The organism is Streptomyces sp. NPDC027185 (genome assembly GCF_055567035.1).
This window is the reverse complement of record NZ_JBVHRF010000002.1, coordinates 741,983-757,393: the sequence shown is the minus strand read 5'-3', so window position 1 is coordinate 757,393 and position 15,411 is coordinate 741,983. Positions and strand designations below refer to the sequence as shown.

Sequence of the window (15,411 nt, the reverse complement as noted above, 5' to 3'; positions counted from 1 at the left end):
TCGGGCGGTCTGCCGGGCTGCCCGGCAGACCCCACCCCACCACACCCCTACAGGAGGACACCGTGACCAAGCTCGCGGGTAAGACGGCACTCGTGACCGGTTCGAGCCGGGGCATCGGGCGGGCGACCGCCGAGCGGCTGGCGCGTGAGGGCGCGCTCGTCGCCGTGCACTACACCTCCCGGGCCGATGCCGCCCGGGAGACCGTGGCCACCATCGAGGCGGCCGGCGGCAAGGCGTTCGCCGTCCAGGCCGAACTGGGCGTCGCAGGCGATGTCGACACGCTGTTCGGGGCCCTGGAGAGCGGTCTGAAGGAACGTACCGGGGGCACCGCCCTGGACATCCTGGTCAACAACGCCGCGATCATGGGCGGGATCGCTCCCGAAGAGGTCACCTCCGAACTCTTCGACCGGCTGGTCGCCGTCAACGCCAAGGCGCCGTTCTTCATCCTGCAGCGCGCCCTCACCCTCATGCCCGACGGTGGTCGCGTCATCAACATCTCCTCCGGACTCACCCGCTTCGCCAACCCGCAGGAAGTGGCGTACTCGATGACCAAGGGGGCCGTCGAACAGCTCGCGCTGCACTTCGCCAAGCACCTCGGCCCGCGTGGCATCACCGTCAACAGCGTCGCCCCGGGGATCACCGACAACGGCAGTCCGGTGTTCGACATCCCGGAGGCCGTGGAGCAGATGGCGCAGATGTCCACCTTCGGCCGGGTGGCCGAGCCGAGGGACGTCGGGGACGTGGTGGCCTTCCTCGCCTCGGACGACGCCCGCTGGATCACCGGTGCCTTCATCGACGCCAGCGGTGGCACGTTGCTGGGCTGACGCCCGCCTCACGGCGCCGACCCGGGCGCCGCGCCCCGACCGGCCGGCCGCGACGGACCCCCACATCGCGGCCGGCCCCGTCCCGACCGAACTCCTGGCGGTGCATCTCCATGGCGCAGGCTTCGGCCTCCTCGTCCCCCTCAGCCCCGGTGCCCCACGCGGGGCGGGGCCCCGCCCGCCGGCAGCCGGGCCAGTGGCTCCTGCTGAGCGTCCTCGCGGGCAACATGCTCATCGACGCGCTCGAAGTCTCGGTCGTCCTCGTCACCCTGCCGACGATCGGCCACGCCTTCCACCTCTCGACGTGGGCCACCCAGTGGGTGATGGGCGGTTTCGCACTCGGCTTCGGCGTGGCGTTGATCCCCGGCTCCCGGCTCACCACCGCGCTGGGACGGCGGCCGGTCTATCTCGCCGCACTGCTCGCGTTCACCGCCGCCTCCCTGGCGGGCGGCCTGGCCACCGACCCGGTGGTGCTGACCGTCACCCGGATCGTCAAGGGCGGGTGCGCCGCGCTCACCGCCCCCACCGGGCTGGCCATCATCACCACCACCTTCCGTGAAGGCCCCGAGCGCAGCAGGGCCATCTCGGTCTACTCGTTCTTCGGCGCCATCGGCTTCACGGCCGGACTCCTGCTCTCCGGCCTGCTGACACCGGCCGGCTGGCGCTGGGTCTTCCTCTTCCCGGCCCCCGTGGCGCTGCTGCTGCTCCTGCTCGGCGTGCGGTACATCCCCCGCGACGGCAGGCATGTCCCGTCGCCCGCCGTGCCGCTGCGCCGGCTGCTGCGCAACGGGTGGCTGATGCGGTCGGCGCTCGGCGCGGCGGTGCTCAACGGCACGTTCCTGGGGCTGTTGTTCCTCGTCACGTTCCGGCTCCAGACGGTCCGGGGCTGGACACCGTGGCAGACCGCGCTGGCCTTCCTGCCGGCCTGTGTTCCGCTCGCGGTCTCCGCGCTGTGCTCGGGGCCGCTGGTGCGGCGCTTCGGCACACCCCGGTTGATCGCGCTGGGCGCCGCCGCCGCGTGCGCCGGCGACGCGCTGGCGCTGCGCACGGCCGCCCTGGACGCGCCGTACCCGTCCGGTCTGCTGCCCGTCACGGCGCTGGTCGGGGCGGGCTTCGTCTTCGCGTTCGTGGCCCTGAACACGCAGGCGGGCGGGAGCGTACCGGCCGAGCAGCGGGCGGCCGCCGTCGCTCTGTACCAGACCGCCGTGCAGCTCGGCGCGGTGCTGATGCTGGGTTCGGTGTCGGCACTGCTGGCCGCCGGCCACCCCGGGCGGGCGGCCGGGGCCGACGCGGTCGCCGCCGCGTACCGCCCACCCCTGCTGCTGGTCGCCGCGGTCGCCGCCGCGGGCCTGCTGATCGCACTGGCCGGCCTCGTCGCGTCCGGCTCCCGCCGCCCACCACCTCGCCCCGCACCGTCCCCGACACGGAAGGCGCCCCTGTGACCGCGCAACCGAGCAACACATCCCGGCTCCCCTCACTCACCGGACTGCGGTTCATCGCCGCTGCCATGGTGTTCGCCGTCCACGGGGCGAGCACCGGGGCCTTCAAGGACCAGTCCGTGGCGGCGGACTACTTCACGTTCTTCGGGAACGCGGGGGCCGTCGGTGTGTCGTTCTTCTTCCTCCTCAGCGGGTTCGTGCTCACCTGGTCGGCGCGGACCGGGGACACCGCCCGGCGGTTCTGGCGGCGCCGCTTCTTCAAGATCTTCCCCAACCACGTGGTGACCTTCGCCGCCGCCCTCGTGCTGATGTCCCTGGTCGGCGCGGAGATCGCGTTCCCGCAGACGCTTGCCAACCTGTTCCTGCTGCACGCCTGGTTGCCGGACGTCTCCTCTGTGGAGACCGCCAACACGGTCAGCTGGTCCCTGTCCGTGGAGATGCTCTTCTACCTGGCGTTCCCACTGCTGATCCGACTGGTGAACAAGGTCCGCGCGAACCGCCTGTGGTACGCGGCGGCGGCCACCGCGGTGCTGGTCCTCGCCCTGCCGGTCATCGCCCAGCACCTGCTGCCCGGTACCCCGCACTACTCCTTCCTGCCGGTGTCGTGGACGCAGATCTGGTTCGTCTACGTCTTCCCGCTCAGCCGGCTGCTGGAGTTCCTGCTCGGGATGTTCATGGCCCGCATCCTGCTGACCGGCCGGTGGCCCGGGTTCGGCCTGCTGCCGACCGGCCTGCTGGCCGTGGCCGCCTATCTGCTGCCGGTCTTCGTGACCTTCAACCAGCTCTACAACTACGCGGCCGTCACCGTCGTGCCGCTCGCGCTGCTCATCCCGGCCGCCGCCGCGGCCGACGCCGGGGATCGCCGGACCTGGCTGAGCACCCGGACGTTCGTCCGGCTCGGTGAGGTCTCCTTCGCCTTCTACCTCGTCCACTCCCTGGTGCTGACGTACGGGCACCGGATCTTCGGCTCGCAGCCCAACATCTTCGGGCAGCCCACCGGCCCGGCCTGGAGCACCCCGGTCGGCCTCGCCTTCCTCGCCGGCTGCTTCGCGGTCTCGCTGCTCCTGGCATGGGGGCTGTACACGCTCCTCGAACAGCCCGCGATGCGCCGCTGGTCGCGACCGGTCCGCGCCGCCTCGGGCGCCCGCGCCGGCGTGGCGGCGGATGCCTGACCCGCTCCTCTTCACCCTCGGTTCTCTTCCCGGTCCATCTACCCCAGAAGGAGTTCACCACCATGTCCGAACAGCCCATCCGCCTCGCCGTCATCACCGGCAGTTCCCGCGACGGCCGGTTCGGCCCCACCGTCACCGACTGGGTCACCGCCCGGACGGCACACCGCACCGACCTCGACGTGGACGTCATCGACCTCGCGGACGTCCCGCTGGGAACGGCCGGCCCCACCCGTGAGCCCTCGCCCGGGATGACCGCGGCCCTGGACACGATCCGTCCGCGCATCGCCGCGGCGGACGCCTTCGTCGTGGTCACCCCGGAGTACAACCACAGCTTCCCGGCCGTCTTGAAGAACGCCATCGACTGGCACCCGGTGGAGTGGCGGGCCAAGCCGGTCGGGTTCGTCTGCTACGGCGGTTTCTCCGGCGGGCTGCGCGCCGTCGAGCAGCTCCGGCTGGTCTTCGCGGAGCTGCACGCCGTCGGTATCCGGGACACCGTCAGCTTCCACGGCGGGGCCGCCGCCTTCGACGAGAACGGCACGCCCAGGGACGCCGAGGGCGCCGCCGCGGCCGCCGAGACCCTGCTGGCCCAGCTCACCTGGTGGGCGCTGGCCCTGCGCGAGGCCCGCGACAAGCGCCCGTACGGGGCCTGAGCACAGCCGACGGAACGGGAGCCGGAGCGCCGAGGGAGAGGACCACGCGACGATGAAGTACACGATGCTGGGAAAGACCGGGCTACGGGTGTCGGAACTGTGCCTGGGCGCCGGGACGTTCGGCGAGGGGGCGTGGGGAGCCGCCACGCCGGTGGCGACCCGGCTGGTCGACCGGTACGCCGAGGCGGGCGGCAATTTCGTCGACACCGCCAACGTCTACGGCGGCGGGAAGTCGGAGCGCTGTGTCGGCGAGGTGCTGTCAGGGCGGCGCGACCGCTTCGTCCTGGCGACGAAGTACAACGCGATGACCCGGCCGGGGGACGTCAACTCCGCGGGAAACCACCGCAAGAACCTGGTCAGCTCGCTGGAGACCAGCCTGCGCCGGCTGCGCACCGACCGGATCGACCTGCTCTGGCTGCACGCCCGCGACCCCTTCACCCCGGTCGAGGAGGTCATGCGGGCGCTCGACGACCAGATCCGGGCCGGCAAGGTCCTCTACGTCGGCGCCTCCAACTGGCCGGCCTGGGAGGTCTCGCGGGCCAACATGCTCGCCGAGCTGCGCGGCTGGTCGGCCTTTGCCGGGATCCAGGTGCGCTACAACCTCCTGGAGCGCACCCCGGAACGCGATCTGCTCCCCATGGCAGGGGCGTGCGACGTCAGCGTGTTCGCCTGGGGCCCGCTGGCGGAGGGCCGGCTGACCGGCAAGTACCTCCGCAGCGAGAGCGGGCGCCTGAGCGTGGAGAACTGGGCCGGCGACAGTGACCGGGACACCGCGGTCGTCCGCGAGGTCGTCAAGATCGCGGAGGAGGGCGGCTGGACCCCGGCCCAGGTCGCCCTGGCCTGGCTGCGCGGACGCCCCGCACAGCCGTTGCCCATCCTCGGTGCCACCCGGGAGTCCCAGCTCGCGGACACCCTGGCCTGCCTCGACGTCCGCCTCGACGAGGCACAGACCGAGCGGCTGGACGAGCTGAGCCGGGTGCCGATGGGCTTCCCGCACGAACTGATGCGGGTGCCCAAGTTCACCCGCAATGCCTTCTCGGACCGCTGGCAGGACCTGGAGCACCGCCGACCCGCCGCCCGTACCGTCAGCGACCTCCTCGGATGACCGGGCGCGCCACGGGTACCGGCCCCCGCCCGGCACGTGTCGCCGGGCGCGGGGCGCGCTTCGCCGTGCGGGCTCCCAGCTCCCCGCACCGGTGTCTGCCGTCGGCCGGCCGCACGCCCCTCGCGCGGCCGGTGAGCAACCCCCTTCCGGAGGTGACCGTATGAGAATTCTGATCACCGGCGGGGCCGGCTTCATCGGCTCGCACTTCGTCCGCTCCCTCCTCGACGACCGGTACGCAGGCTGGGAGGGCGCGCACGTCACGGTCCTGGACAAGCTCACCTACGCCGGGAACCGCGCGAACCTCCCCGGGGCGCATCCGCGCCTGACGTTCGTCCGGGGCGATGTGTGCGACGGTGCCCTGCTGCGGGAGGTGCTGCCCGGCCACGACGCGGTGGTGCACTTCGCCGCCGAGTCGCACGTCGACCGTTCCCTCACCGGGGCCGCCGAGTTCTTCCGCACCAATGTGCTGGGCACCCAGGCCCTGCTGGACGCGGTGCCGGCGACCGGCATCGAGCGGGTGGTCCACGTCTCCACGGACGAGGTCTACGGTTCCATCGACGAGGGGTCCTGGACGGAGGACCGGCTGCTGGAACCCAACAGCCCGTACGCCGCGTCCAAGGCGGCGTCGGATCTGCTGGCGCGGTCGTACTGGCGCACCCACGGCGTGGACGTCTCGATCACCCGGTGTTCCAACAACTACGGGCCCTACCAGCACCCCGAGAAGCTCATCCCGCTCTTCGTCACCAACCTGCTGGAGGGCAGGCCGGTCCCGTTGTACGGGGACGGCCGCAACGTCCGCGAGTGGCTGCACGTCGACGACCACTGCCGGGCCCTCCACCTCGTGCTGAACAAGGGCCGGGCCGGTGAGGTCTACAACGTCGGCGGGGGTGACGAGCGGACCAACCGGGCCGTCACCGAGCGCCTGCTCACACTGACCGGCTCCGACCGGTCCCGGATCCGGCGGGTCGCCGACCGCAAGGGGCACGACCTGCGCTACGCCCTCGACGACACCAAGATCCGCGAGGAGCTGGGGTACGCCCCGCGGATCCCCTTCGACCAGGGCCTGGCCGACACGGTCGCCTGGTACCGGGACAACCCCGCCTGGTGGCGGGAGCCGTCGGCCACCGACGCGTGATCCCCCGACCACCTGTCAATCGCCCGTGCCACACGGAAAGTTGGCTCATGCTGCCACACACCAGTGCCACCCCCACCGACTCCAGGACCCTGATGCCCCGTGCGGACGGCGACGCCGCACGGCGCATGGCCCGCTCGGCCGCGGCGACCGAGGGCGCCGTGCTGCGCACCGGCGAGGTCCGCGCCTGGCTCGACGAGCGGGCACGGGCCAACGTCTTCCAGGTCGACCGGGTGCCCTTCGACGCGTTGGACGGCTGGTCCTTCCAGGGCGGTACCGGCAACCTGGTCCACCGCAGCGGGAAGTTCTTCACCGTCGAGGGCCTCTCCGTCACCGCCGTGGACGGCGACCGGCGACGGCAGTGGCAGCAGCCCGTCATCGTCCAGCCCGAAGTGGGCATCCTCGGGCTGCTGGTCAAGGAGTTCGACGGCATACCGCACTTCCTGATGCAGGCCAAGATGGAGCCGGGCAACCCCAACCTGCTCCAGCTGTCCCCGACGGTGCAGGCCACGCGGAGCAACTACACCGGAGTCCACCGCGGCGCCGCCGTGAAGTACATCGAGTACTTCACCCGCGCCGGCCGCGGCCGGGTCCTCGCCGACGTCCTGCAGTCCGAGCACGGCTCGTGGTTCCACCGCAAGAGCAACCGCAACATGATCGTCGAAGCGGTCGGCGAGGTGCCGCTGCTGGACGACTTCTGCTGGCTGACCCTGGGGCAGATCAACCAACTGCTGTACCAGGACAACGTGGTGAACATGGACTCGCGGACCGTGCTGTCCTGTGTCCCGCTCGCCGGCGGCACCGAGGCCCTGCTGTCCGACACCGCCCTGCTGTCCTGGTTCTGCGGCGAGCGCTCGCGGCACACCGTCACCGCCGAGCGGGTGTCGCTGAACGGCATCGCGCGCTGGAAGCGCGGCCCGGAAGCCATCGAGCACGACGAGGGCCGCTACTTCCGCGCGGTCGCGGTGGCCGTCCGGGCCGGCAACCGTGAGGTGACCGGCTGGACCCAACCGCTGTTCGAGCCGGTCGGCCGGGGCGTGGCGGCCTTCCTGCGGCGCACCATCGGCGGGGTGCCGCACGTCCTGGTACACGCCCGGGTCGAGGGCGGCTTCCTCGACACCGTCGAACTGGGGCCGACCGTGCAGTACACCCCGGAGAACTACCGGGGCCTGCCGGCCGGGGACCGCCCGCCGTACCTCGACGCGGTGCTCGGTGCCGACCCGTCGCGGATCCGCTACGAGGCCGTGCACTCCGAGGAGGGCGGCCGGTTCCTGAACGCCGAGAGCCGCTACCTGGTCATCGAGGCGGACGACTCCCTGGCGCCTCTGGACCCGCCGCCCGGCTACCAGTGGGTCACCCCCGGCCAGCTGACCTCCCTGGTACGGCACGGGCACTACCTCAACGTCCAGGCCCGCACCCTGCTCGCATGTCTCAACGCGATGGGGGAGCAGGGCTGATGGAACCGGTGCGGATCGCCGTCATGGGGCCGGCCTCGATCGCCCGGCGGCGCCTGCTGCCCGCCATGGCGGCCTGTCCCGACGTGGAGATCGTCGCGGTGGCGAGCCGCGACGCGGACCGTGCACGGGAGGCGGCCCGCGCCTACGGGTGCGGAGCGGTGCACGGCTACGACCGGCTGCTCGACCGCGCGGACGTGGAAGCCGTCTACGTTCCGCTGCCCTCGTCTCTGCACGCCCGGTGGACCGGGGCCGCGTTGCGGGCGGGCAAACACGTCCTCGTCGAGAAGCCGCTCGCTGAGGATGCCGGGCGCGCCGCCGCGCTGCTGGCGTCGGCCCGGTCGGCGGGCCTGGTGCTGCGCGAGAACGTGATGTTCGTGCATCACGGGCAGCACGCGGCCGTCCGCCGACTGGTCGAGGACGGCGCCATCGGGCAACTGCGCTCCCTCCAGGCGGCGTTCACCATTCCGCCCCTGCCCGACGGTGACATCCGCTACGACCCGGACCTGGGCGGGGGAGCGCTGGCCGACGTGGGGGTGTACCCCGTGCGGGCCGCCCAGCACTTCCTGGGACCGGATCTCGCGGTGCGTGGTGCCGTGCTGACCGCGGGGCCCGGCCGTCGTGTGGAGACGTCCGGTGCGGCGCTGCTGGCCACGGACGGAGGCGTCACCGCCCAGCTGAGCTTCGGTATGGAGCACGCCTACCGCTCCGCGTACGAACTGTGCGGCAGCGAGGGCCGGATCCACGTCGACCGGGCCTTCACCCCGCCTGCGGACCACGAACCGGTGGTGCGTCTGACACGCGCCTCGGGGACGGAGCACATCCGGCTGCCCGCCGAGGACCAGGTGGTGGGCGCCGTCGCGGCGTTCGCCGCCGCCGTGCGCGCCGGGGCGCCGGCCGACGACGCGCCGCTGTGGCAGGCGCGGCTGCTGGACGGCATCCGGCGGCGCGCCGCCGGGGGAGACACAGACCGAGCAGAAACCGCATCGAGGAGTGTGCGATGAGCACGACCGTGAACTGGATTCCCGAGGGCATGGACCGTGAGATCCCCAGCGCAGCCCGTGCCTACGACTACATAGCGGGCGGCACCCACCACTTCGAGGCCGACCGGAAGCTGGGGGAGCAGGTGCTCTCGGTACTTCCGGCCAGGGACATGGCTCGCCAGAACCGGCAGTTCCTCCAGCGGGCGGTGCGCTTCATGGCCGACCGCGGCATCCGGCAGTTCCTCGACCTCGGCTCCGGACTGCCGGTGGGGGGCAACGTCCACGAGACCGCCCGGAGCTCCGCCCCCGATTGCCGGGTGGTCTACGTCGACAACGAGCGCGCCACCATCGAACACAGCGAACTGATCCTGCGCGGCGACGAACGCACCGCCATGGTGGGAGCGGACCTGCGTGACCCGGACGCCGTCCTGAAGTCCGAGGCCACCCGCCGCCTGATCGACTTCTCGCAGCCGGTCGGCTTCCTGATGCTGGGTGTGACCCAGTTCCTGCACGACGAGGACGATCCGTGGGCCGTCACCGCCGCCTACCGCCGCGCGCTGCCCTCCGGCAGCTACCTCGCGCTGTCCTGCTTCACCTGGGACAACGACCCCGAGACGATGCGGAACACGGTCGAGATGTTCCAGCGGAGCGGCCGCACGCCGATCGTGCCGCGCACCGGCGAGGAGGTCCGCGGGCTGCTCGGCGACTTCGAACTGCTCGACCCGGGGCTGGTGTTCACGCCCCAGTGGCGCCCGGACGGCGCCTCCGGCGACGCCGAGGAGCGCTCCAACCTGTACGCGGCCGTCGCACGTAAGCCCTGAGCGGGGCGGCGGTCCCCGCCGGGCCGGTGCGCCGCCCTTCCGGCGCGTCAGGTCTCTTCGGGGTGGGCCGCCGCCACCAACTCCATGGTGATGTCCAGCAGCGCCGACCGCTTCTCCTCGGCGTCCCCGGGGATGTTCGGCAGGGCGAAGGTCCCGAAGTGCAGCGTCAGCAGGGCACTCATACAGCGCAGCTGGTCGGTGAGCGAGGTGTCGGAGTCGGTGAGCATCTCGCCGATGGTGGTCATCTGCTGCCCGAACTCCTTGCCGACCTTGAGGTCGCGCAGGGTCGCCTCGTTCTCCTGGAGGAAACGGACGAGCGGGACGGAGGCTTCGAGCGCGGCGCTGTAGCGGCGCAGGATCTCCTGCTTGGTCTCGAGGTTCCGCGGCTGCCGGCGCCCCCAGGAGATGATGTCGTCGACGGGGCGGCTCAGGTCCTGGTAGATGCTGAGGAGGATGTCCTCCTTCGACTTGAAGTGGTAGTAGATCGCGGGCTTGCTGACCTCCAGGATTTCCGCGATCTCACGCAGCGAGGTCTTCTCGTAGCCGTTCCGGACAAAGAGTTCCAGGGCCACGTCCTGGATACGCCTGCGGGTGTCCCCCCGCTCCTTCTTCGTACCTTTTCCGGCCACGCTCTCTCTCCCTCGGTCCGTCCTCACCCGGCTGGGGCCGGAACACCCACTTACCGGTCGGCAGGCAAGTAGCCGTCCCCAGTGTACGTGCGCGCGTCGCGCATCGCCCGCGCGTCCCTCCGGCCCCGGGACGCGCCACCCACCACCGAACCGAAAGGACCGAAGCGTCCATGTCCTCCCAGCAGTGGAACTTCCACCCGGACCAGTTCTGGATGCGCGGTGAACGCCCCCCGGCCCCCGTCGCGTACGACGAGGCCAAACAGCTGTGGAACGTCTACGGCTACGCGGAGGCGCTCCAGGTGCTCAACGACCCGGGGACCTTCTCCTCCGACCTCAGCGTGCTGGCGCCGGAGGGCCAGCGGCAGATCTTCCCCGGCAACCTCACGACGATGGACGCACCCGAACACACCAAGATGCGCAAGATCGTCAGTGGGGTGTTCACCCGCGGCGTGGTCGCCGGACTCGAACCCCGTATCAAGGAGATCACCCACGAACTGCTCGACGCGGTCGGGCCGGGTGACTCGTTCGACCTCGTGGAGGTGCTGGCGCACCCGCTGCCCGTCATCGTCATCGCCGAACTGCTCGGAGTGCCCAGCAGTGACCGCCCGCTGTTCAAGGAGTGGGTCGGCAAGCTGCTGGAGAGCAACCAGGCGTTCTCCACCGGCGAGGACACCCCTCAGCTGCGGCGGCAGCGCGAGGAGGCCCTCACCCAGATCCAGAACCTCTCCGACTACCTGCTCGGCCATGTCGAGCAGCGCCGCGCCGCCCCGCGCGACGACCTGCTGACCAGGCTCGTCCAGGCCGAGGTGGACGGCGAGCGGCTGTCCTCGGCCGAGGTGGGCAACTTCTCCCTGGTCCTGCTGGTGGCGGGGCACATCACCACGACGATGCTGCTGGGCAACACGATCCTGTGCCTGGATGCCCACCCTTCGGCCATGGCGGCCGTACGCCGGGACCGTGGCCGCATCCCCACCGCGATCGAGGAGTCGCTGCGGCTGTTCAGCCCGCTGTCCACGCTGCGCCGGGTGACCACCAAGACGGCGCGGATCGGCGACGCCGAGATCCCCCCGCGGTCGGTGGTCATGACGTGGACGGCCGCCGCGGCCCGCGACGAGCGTCATTTCCGCGACCCGCACACCTTCGATCTCGACCGGGAGAACATCCAGCACCTCTCGTTCGGCAGGGGCGCGCACTTCTGCATGGGTGCGCCGCTGGCCCGCCTCGAAGGCATGCTCGCCCTGAACATCCTCTTCGACCGCTTCCCGGCGCTGCGCCGCGACCCGGCGCGGGACCCGGAGTTCATGCCGGGGGCCAATGTGACGGGCGTGGAGAAGCTGCACCTGCTCACCTGAGCGTCCGGCCCTCCCGGGCGCCCGCGAGCGGGCGCCGCGCGCCGGCCCGCCGTGACGCGCCGATGGAGGGGAGGTGCGGCCGGTCGCACGGGCGTCCCCTGTGGGGGAGTTGAGGCCACCTCATCGGCATCGGCAACCGCAGGAACAGGTACTGCCACAGTCACAGAAACCTACACAGTCGCAGAATCCGACGGAGACAGGCATATGAAGGGCATCATCCTCGCTGGTGGCAGCGGCACCCGGCTCAGGCCGCTGACCGGAGTGGTCTCGAAGCAGATCCTCCCGGTCTACAACAAGCCGATGATCTACTACCCCCTGTCCGTGCTCATGCTCGCCGGCATCCAGGACATCCTGGTGATCTCCTCGCCGGGCCACCTGGACATGTTCCGCGACCTGCTCGGCGACGGCTCCCGGCTCGGTATCCGGCTGGAGTACGCCGAGCAGAAGGAACCCAACGGCATCGCCGAGGCGTTCCTCATCGGAGCCGACCACATCGGCGACGACGACGTGGCGCTGATCCTCGGCGACAACGTCTTCCACGGCCACGGCTTCTCCGAGCTGCTGCGTACCACCGCCGCCCGCCTCGACGGCTGCGCGCTCTTCGGCTACCCGGTCAACGACCCCTGGCGCTACGGCGTCGCCGAACTGGACGCCGACCGGCGGCTGACGGCCCTGACGGAGAAGCCCGCCGACCCGGTCTCCAACATCGCGGTCACCGGCCTGTACATGTACAGCAACGAGGTGGTCCGGATGGCCCAGGAACTGGTCCCCTCCGACCGTGGCGAGCTGGAGATCACCGATCTGAACAAGGCGTACCTGGCCCAGGGCCGGGCCCATCTCGCCGAGCTGGGACGCGGGTTCGTCTGGCTCGACATGGGCACCCACGACTCCCTGCTGGAGGCCGGCCACTACGTTCAGATCCTCGAACAACGCCAGGGCATACGTATCGGCTGCGTCGAGGAGACCGCCTTCCGGATGGGCTACATCAGCGCGGAGCAGTGCCGCCGGCTCGGTACCGAGCAGTCCAGCACCGACTACGGGTCCTACCTGGTCGGCCTCGTCGAGGGGGACGGGGTGTACGAAGCGCGGGCCCGCCCGACCGCGCCGGCCGGCTGAGCCCCGGCCCCGGCACCGGCAGCCTTTCTTCTCCTCGCCCACCCACCTCCGGAGGACCCATGCAGGACCCCGCCCCGTCCCGGCCCCCGACCGCGGTCGTGCTGGGAGGCACCGGCTGCATCGGACGGCATGTCTGTGCCGCCTTCGCCCGGCACGGCTACCGCGTCGTCGTCGTGGCCCGCCGGCCCGCCCCGCACGTGGCGGAGCACATGTTCCGTCCCCTGGACCTGCTCACGGCGTCCGCCGCCGAGCTGGACGCGCTGTTCCGGGACGCGGACGTCCGCGCGAGCGTCGTGGTCAACGCCACCGACATGGCGGGCGCCACCGACCTGACCAGCGCCGCGGACGGCGGCGCGGGCCGCGCCGCCGAGCTGCTGGCCGCCAACGAGGGGCTGGCCCGCACACTGGTCGCGGCCCTGGAGGGCAACCCGGGGCGGCCCCGGCTGGTCCACATCGGCACCATCCACGAGTACGGGCCCGGCCAGGCGGGGGTCCCGTTGCACGAGGAGATCGAGCCGCGGCCCGCGAACGCCTACGCGGACGCCAAGCTGGCCGCGTCCAGGACCGTCCTCGACGCGGCCCGCGCGGGCCGCGTCGAGGGTGTCGCCCTCCGGCTCGTCAACACCTGCGGCCCCTACCCGACCCCGGCGGGCTTCCCGGGCAAGCTCCTCCCCAGACTGCGCGCCGCACGGCAGGGCGCCGCACTCTCCGTGCGCGTCGTCGACGCCCGGCGCGACTGGATCGATGTGCGCGATGTCGCCGAAGTGTGCGTTGCGGCTGCCGAACGGCCGGTCAGCGGGCGGGTGTTCAATGTCGGCAGCGGGATCGCGGTGCCCATGCGGGAACTGGTCGCCCACTGCCTCGCCGCCGCCGGTCTGCCGGACTCCGGCGTCACGGAGGAGGACGGCCCGGGGCACGGCGGCGTGCGCGGCCTGGGCGCCGACTGGATCCAGGCCGACATCCGGCTCGCCCGCGACCTGCTGGGCTTCGCCCCGCGCTTCGGACTCGGGCAGTCGCTGCAGGACATGTGGGACGCGGGCGTCACCAGCCGCTGACCCGCCACTGCGCGGCGGTCGGGCCGGCTTCCTCGCGGCCGCCCCGCCACCGCGGTTCCGGTCGCGGCACCCAAGGGTGTGACCGGTGTCACCATTTATGATTCCTTGGCATTTCTCTTGGATTTCCTCTGTGATTGCTGACCCGTTCCTGGTTTTCTTTATGAAATTCACGCACTGATGCGGTTGCTTTCTGCGGGCCGGAGCGAAGAAACTCTTCATTACCTTCCGCTGCAGTGTCCCGGTCGGCCGCCACGGGATTTCGGCACTGCCCGTCACGGCTTCAGGCCGTGACGGGGCGGGAATCCCCCTTGCCGTCGCGATGCCGGACGTGCGGGCAGGCGGCGCGCCCTCGTCCGCGGGGCGAGGTGCGGCGACAGCGTCCCGGCCGGGCCATTCGCCGGTTCGAAGCGATTCGCCCATTCGAGAGGAGTTCGCGTGCGGGTTCTGTTCGCCGTGTCCAACTGGCCCGGACACTGGGCCTCCATGGTGCCCCTGGGGTGGGCGTTGCAGGCGGCCGGGCACGAGGTGAACGTCGTCTGCACGCCGTGCCAGACGCAGCCGGTGAGCGGCGCGGGGCTCATGCCGGTTCCGGTTCTCGAGGCCATGGACATGACGGTGCGTGGCCGGCTGCACAATTTCCGCATGGCCCAATTCGGCTCATGGCCCTTTTCGGAACTCCCGCTGCACCCGCTCACCGGGGACCCGCTCAACTCGCTCGATGAATTCGATATGGGTGCATGGTCCCGGGAGAATCATGACTGGGCCATCGGTGTCACGACCCGGAGCAGTGACGCCGCGGTGGAATTCGCGCGCCGGTGGCGTCCCGATCTCGTGGTCCACGACCTCATGAGCTTCGAAGGGCCGCTCGTCGGGAAAGTCCTGGATATTCCCGCCGTGCTGCAGCTGTGGGGACCCGTCGGCCCGAATGACGACGTACCGGGAGCACCACCCGGGGCGAGCTTCGTGCCCATGGACCCCGGTGGGGCGTTCCCCCGGTACGGCGTGGGGCAGATGGGGCCGCACGTCTACGAGCACGTGATCGACCCCTCTCCCGCAAGCGCGCGGCCACCCCTGAAGGCGGAGCGGCTGCCCGTCCGGCATGTGCCGTACAACGGGCCCGGGGCACGGCTGCCGCACGGCGAGGGCCGTGCCGCCGGACCGCGGGTGTGCGTGGTGTGGGGGACCTCCGTCAGCGGCATCTACGGGCCGGCTTCCTTCGCGGTGCCGCGTGTGGTGAACGCGCTCGCAGGGCTGGGCGCCGAGGTCCTCGTGCTGCTCACGGGCGCCGACCGCGAACGGATGGAACGTGCGGGAGCGCTTCCGCCCGGCGTGCGGCTGCTGGAGCGCACGCCGTTGCATCTGCTGACGCCCAGCTGCGATGTGGTCGTCCACCACGGGGGCGCCGGCTGTGCCATGACCGCGCTGACGGCCGGAGTCCCGCAGTTGGCCATCCACACAGGTCTGGATCAGGAAGTGATCGCCGGACGGATCGCCGGAGCCGGTGCGGCTCGGTCCCTGTCCAACGTCCAGGCGGACGAGGGGGCGATCCGTGCGGCCGTCACGTCGCTCCTCACGGACCCCGCCCACGCGGTCGCCGCACGGAAACTGCGGGACGAGACGGAGTCCCAGCCCACTCCGGCGGCGCTGGTGTCTTCGCTGTCCGCCCTCGCCCAGTGAGTAGG

14 protein-coding genes are annotated in these 15,411 nt (G+C 71.5%); 13 read left to right on the top strand and 1 reads right to left on the bottom strand.

What is annotated here, in order from left to right; genetic code table 11:
* Positions 1 to 62: 62 nt before the first annotated feature.
* The 9 genes from ACZ4M8_RS08495 to ACZ4M8_RS08455 all read left to right on the top strand — a co-directional run bounded on the left by ACZ4M8_RS08495 (position 63) and on the right by ACZ4M8_RS08455 (position 9,577).
* Positions 63 to 824 carry an SDR family oxidoreductase gene (locus ACZ4M8_RS08495; protein WP_467604522.1) on the top strand — a complete coding sequence of 254 codons (762 nt, stop codon included), beginning with the start codon at positions 63 to 65 and terminating at the stop codon, positions 822 to 824.
* 110 nt (positions 825 to 934) lie between these two features.
* Complete coding sequence (locus ACZ4M8_RS08490) at positions 935 to 2,263, top strand: MFS transporter (RefSeq protein WP_467604520.1); 1,329 nt, start codon at positions 935 to 937, stop codon at positions 2,261 to 2,263.
* Entirely contained in the window at positions 2,260 to 3,432 is a 1,173-nt protein-coding gene (locus ACZ4M8_RS08485) for an acyltransferase family protein (RefSeq protein WP_467604519.1), read from the top strand. Before ACZ4M8_RS08490 ends, ACZ4M8_RS08485 begins: the two co-directional genes overlap by 4 nt.
* Positions 3,433 to 3,494: 62 nt before the next feature.
* Entirely contained in the window at positions 3,495 to 4,082 is a 588-nt protein-coding gene (locus ACZ4M8_RS08480; RefSeq protein ID WP_467604517.1) for an NADPH-dependent FMN reductase, read from the top strand.
* 52 nt (positions 4,083 to 4,134) lie between these two features.
* Positions 4,135 to 5,187, top strand: coding sequence for an aldo/keto reductase (locus ACZ4M8_RS08475; protein WP_467604515.1), 1,053 nt, complete (start codon positions 4,135 to 4,137; stop codon positions 5,185 to 5,187).
* Between the two features lie 160 nt (positions 5,188 to 5,347).
* Positions 5,348 to 6,322, top strand: a complete 975-nt coding sequence (gene rfbB / locus ACZ4M8_RS08470; RefSeq protein ID WP_467604514.1) for a dTDP-glucose 4,6-dehydratase — start codon at positions 5,348 to 5,350, stop codon at positions 6,320 to 6,322.
* A gap of 47 nt (positions 6,323 to 6,369) precedes the next feature.
* Positions 6,370 to 7,776 carry an NDP-hexose 2,3-dehydratase family protein gene (locus ACZ4M8_RS08465; RefSeq protein ID WP_467604512.1) on the top strand — a complete coding sequence of 469 codons (1,407 nt, stop codon included), beginning with the start codon at positions 6,370 to 6,372 and terminating at the stop codon, positions 7,774 to 7,776.
* Positions 7,746 to 8,777, top strand: a complete 1,032-nt coding sequence (locus ACZ4M8_RS08460) for a Gfo/Idh/MocA family protein (protein WP_467604510.1) — start codon at positions 7,746 to 7,748, stop codon at positions 8,775 to 8,777. The genes ACZ4M8_RS08465 and ACZ4M8_RS08460 overlap by 31 nt, the downstream gene beginning before the upstream one ends.
* On the top strand, positions 8,774 to 9,577 hold the full coding sequence (locus ACZ4M8_RS08455) for an SAM-dependent methyltransferase (protein WP_467604509.1): 804 nt from the start codon (positions 8,774 to 8,776) through the stop codon (positions 9,575 to 9,577). Before ACZ4M8_RS08460 ends, ACZ4M8_RS08455 begins: the two co-directional genes overlap by 4 nt.
* Positions 9,578 to 9,624: 47 nt before the next feature.
* On the opposite strand, the gene ACZ4M8_RS08450 is transcribed toward ACZ4M8_RS08455, so the two are convergent.
* Positions 9,625 to 10,206 (bottom strand): TetR/AcrR family transcriptional regulator, encoded by a 582-nt coding sequence (locus ACZ4M8_RS08450; RefSeq protein ID WP_467604507.1) that lies wholly within the window; start codon positions 10,204 to 10,206, stop codon positions 9,625 to 9,627.
* A gap of 170 nt (positions 10,207 to 10,376) precedes the next feature.
* Between ACZ4M8_RS08450 and ACZ4M8_RS08445 the strand changes: the two genes are divergently transcribed.
* The 4 genes from ACZ4M8_RS08445 to ACZ4M8_RS08430 all read left to right on the top strand — a co-directional run bounded on the left by ACZ4M8_RS08445 (position 10,377) and on the right by ACZ4M8_RS08430 (position 15,406).
* Positions 10,377 to 11,558, top strand: coding sequence for a cytochrome P450 (locus ACZ4M8_RS08445; RefSeq protein ID WP_467604506.1), 1,182 nt, complete (start codon positions 10,377 to 10,379; stop codon positions 11,556 to 11,558).
* Positions 11,559 to 11,762: 204 nt separating this feature from the next.
* Positions 11,763 to 12,674 carry a glucose-1-phosphate thymidylyltransferase RfbA gene (gene rfbA / locus ACZ4M8_RS08440; protein ID WP_467604503.1) on the top strand — a complete coding sequence of 304 codons (912 nt, stop codon included), beginning with the start codon at positions 11,763 to 11,765 and terminating at the stop codon, positions 12,672 to 12,674.
* 59 nt (positions 12,675 to 12,733) lie between these two features.
* Complete coding sequence (locus ACZ4M8_RS08435) at positions 12,734 to 13,729, top strand: NAD-dependent epimerase/dehydratase family protein (RefSeq protein WP_467604502.1); 996 nt, start codon at positions 12,734 to 12,736, stop codon at positions 13,727 to 13,729.
* Between the two features lie 435 nt (positions 13,730 to 14,164).
* Positions 14,165 to 15,406: a nucleotide disphospho-sugar-binding domain-containing protein gene (locus tag ACZ4M8_RS08430; RefSeq protein ID WP_467604501.1), complete on the top strand. Its 1,242-nt coding sequence runs from the start codon at positions 14,165 to 14,167 to the stop codon at positions 15,404 to 15,406.
* Positions 15,407 to 15,411: the final 5 nt, after the last annotated feature.

Coding starts and splice junctions, on each gene's coding strand:
- rfbB (WP_467604514.1), top strand. CDS start 5,348: ATGAGAATTCTGATCACCGGCGGGGCCGGCTTCATCGGCTCGCACTTC.
- rfbA (WP_467604503.1), top strand. CDS start 11,763: ATGAAGGGCATCATCCTCGCTGGTGGCAGCGGCACCCGGCTCAGGCCG.
- ACZ4M8_RS08475 (WP_467604515.1), top strand. CDS start 4,135: ATGAAGTACACGATGCTGGGAAAGACCGGGCTACGGGTGTCGGAACTG.
- ACZ4M8_RS08445 (WP_467604506.1), top strand. CDS start 10,377: ATGTCCTCCCAGCAGTGGAACTTCCACCCGGACCAGTTCTGGATGCGC.
- ACZ4M8_RS08455 (WP_467604509.1), top strand. CDS start 8,774: ATGAGCACGACCGTGAACTGGATTCCCGAGGGCATGGACCGTGAGATC.
- ACZ4M8_RS08435 (WP_467604502.1), top strand. CDS start 12,734: ATGCAGGACCCCGCCCCGTCCCGGCCCCCGACCGCGGTCGTGCTGGGA.
- ACZ4M8_RS08465 (WP_467604512.1), top strand. CDS start 6,370: ATGCTGCCACACACCAGTGCCACCCCCACCGACTCCAGGACCCTGATG.
- ACZ4M8_RS08480 (WP_467604517.1), top strand. CDS start 3,495: ATGTCCGAACAGCCCATCCGCCTCGCCGTCATCACCGGCAGTTCCCGC.
- ACZ4M8_RS08490 (WP_467604520.1), top strand. CDS start 935: ATGGCGCAGGCTTCGGCCTCCTCGTCCCCCTCAGCCCCGGTGCCCCAC.
- ACZ4M8_RS08460 (WP_467604510.1), top strand. CDS start 7,746: ATGTCTCAACGCGATGGGGGAGCAGGGCTGATGGAACCGGTGCGGATC.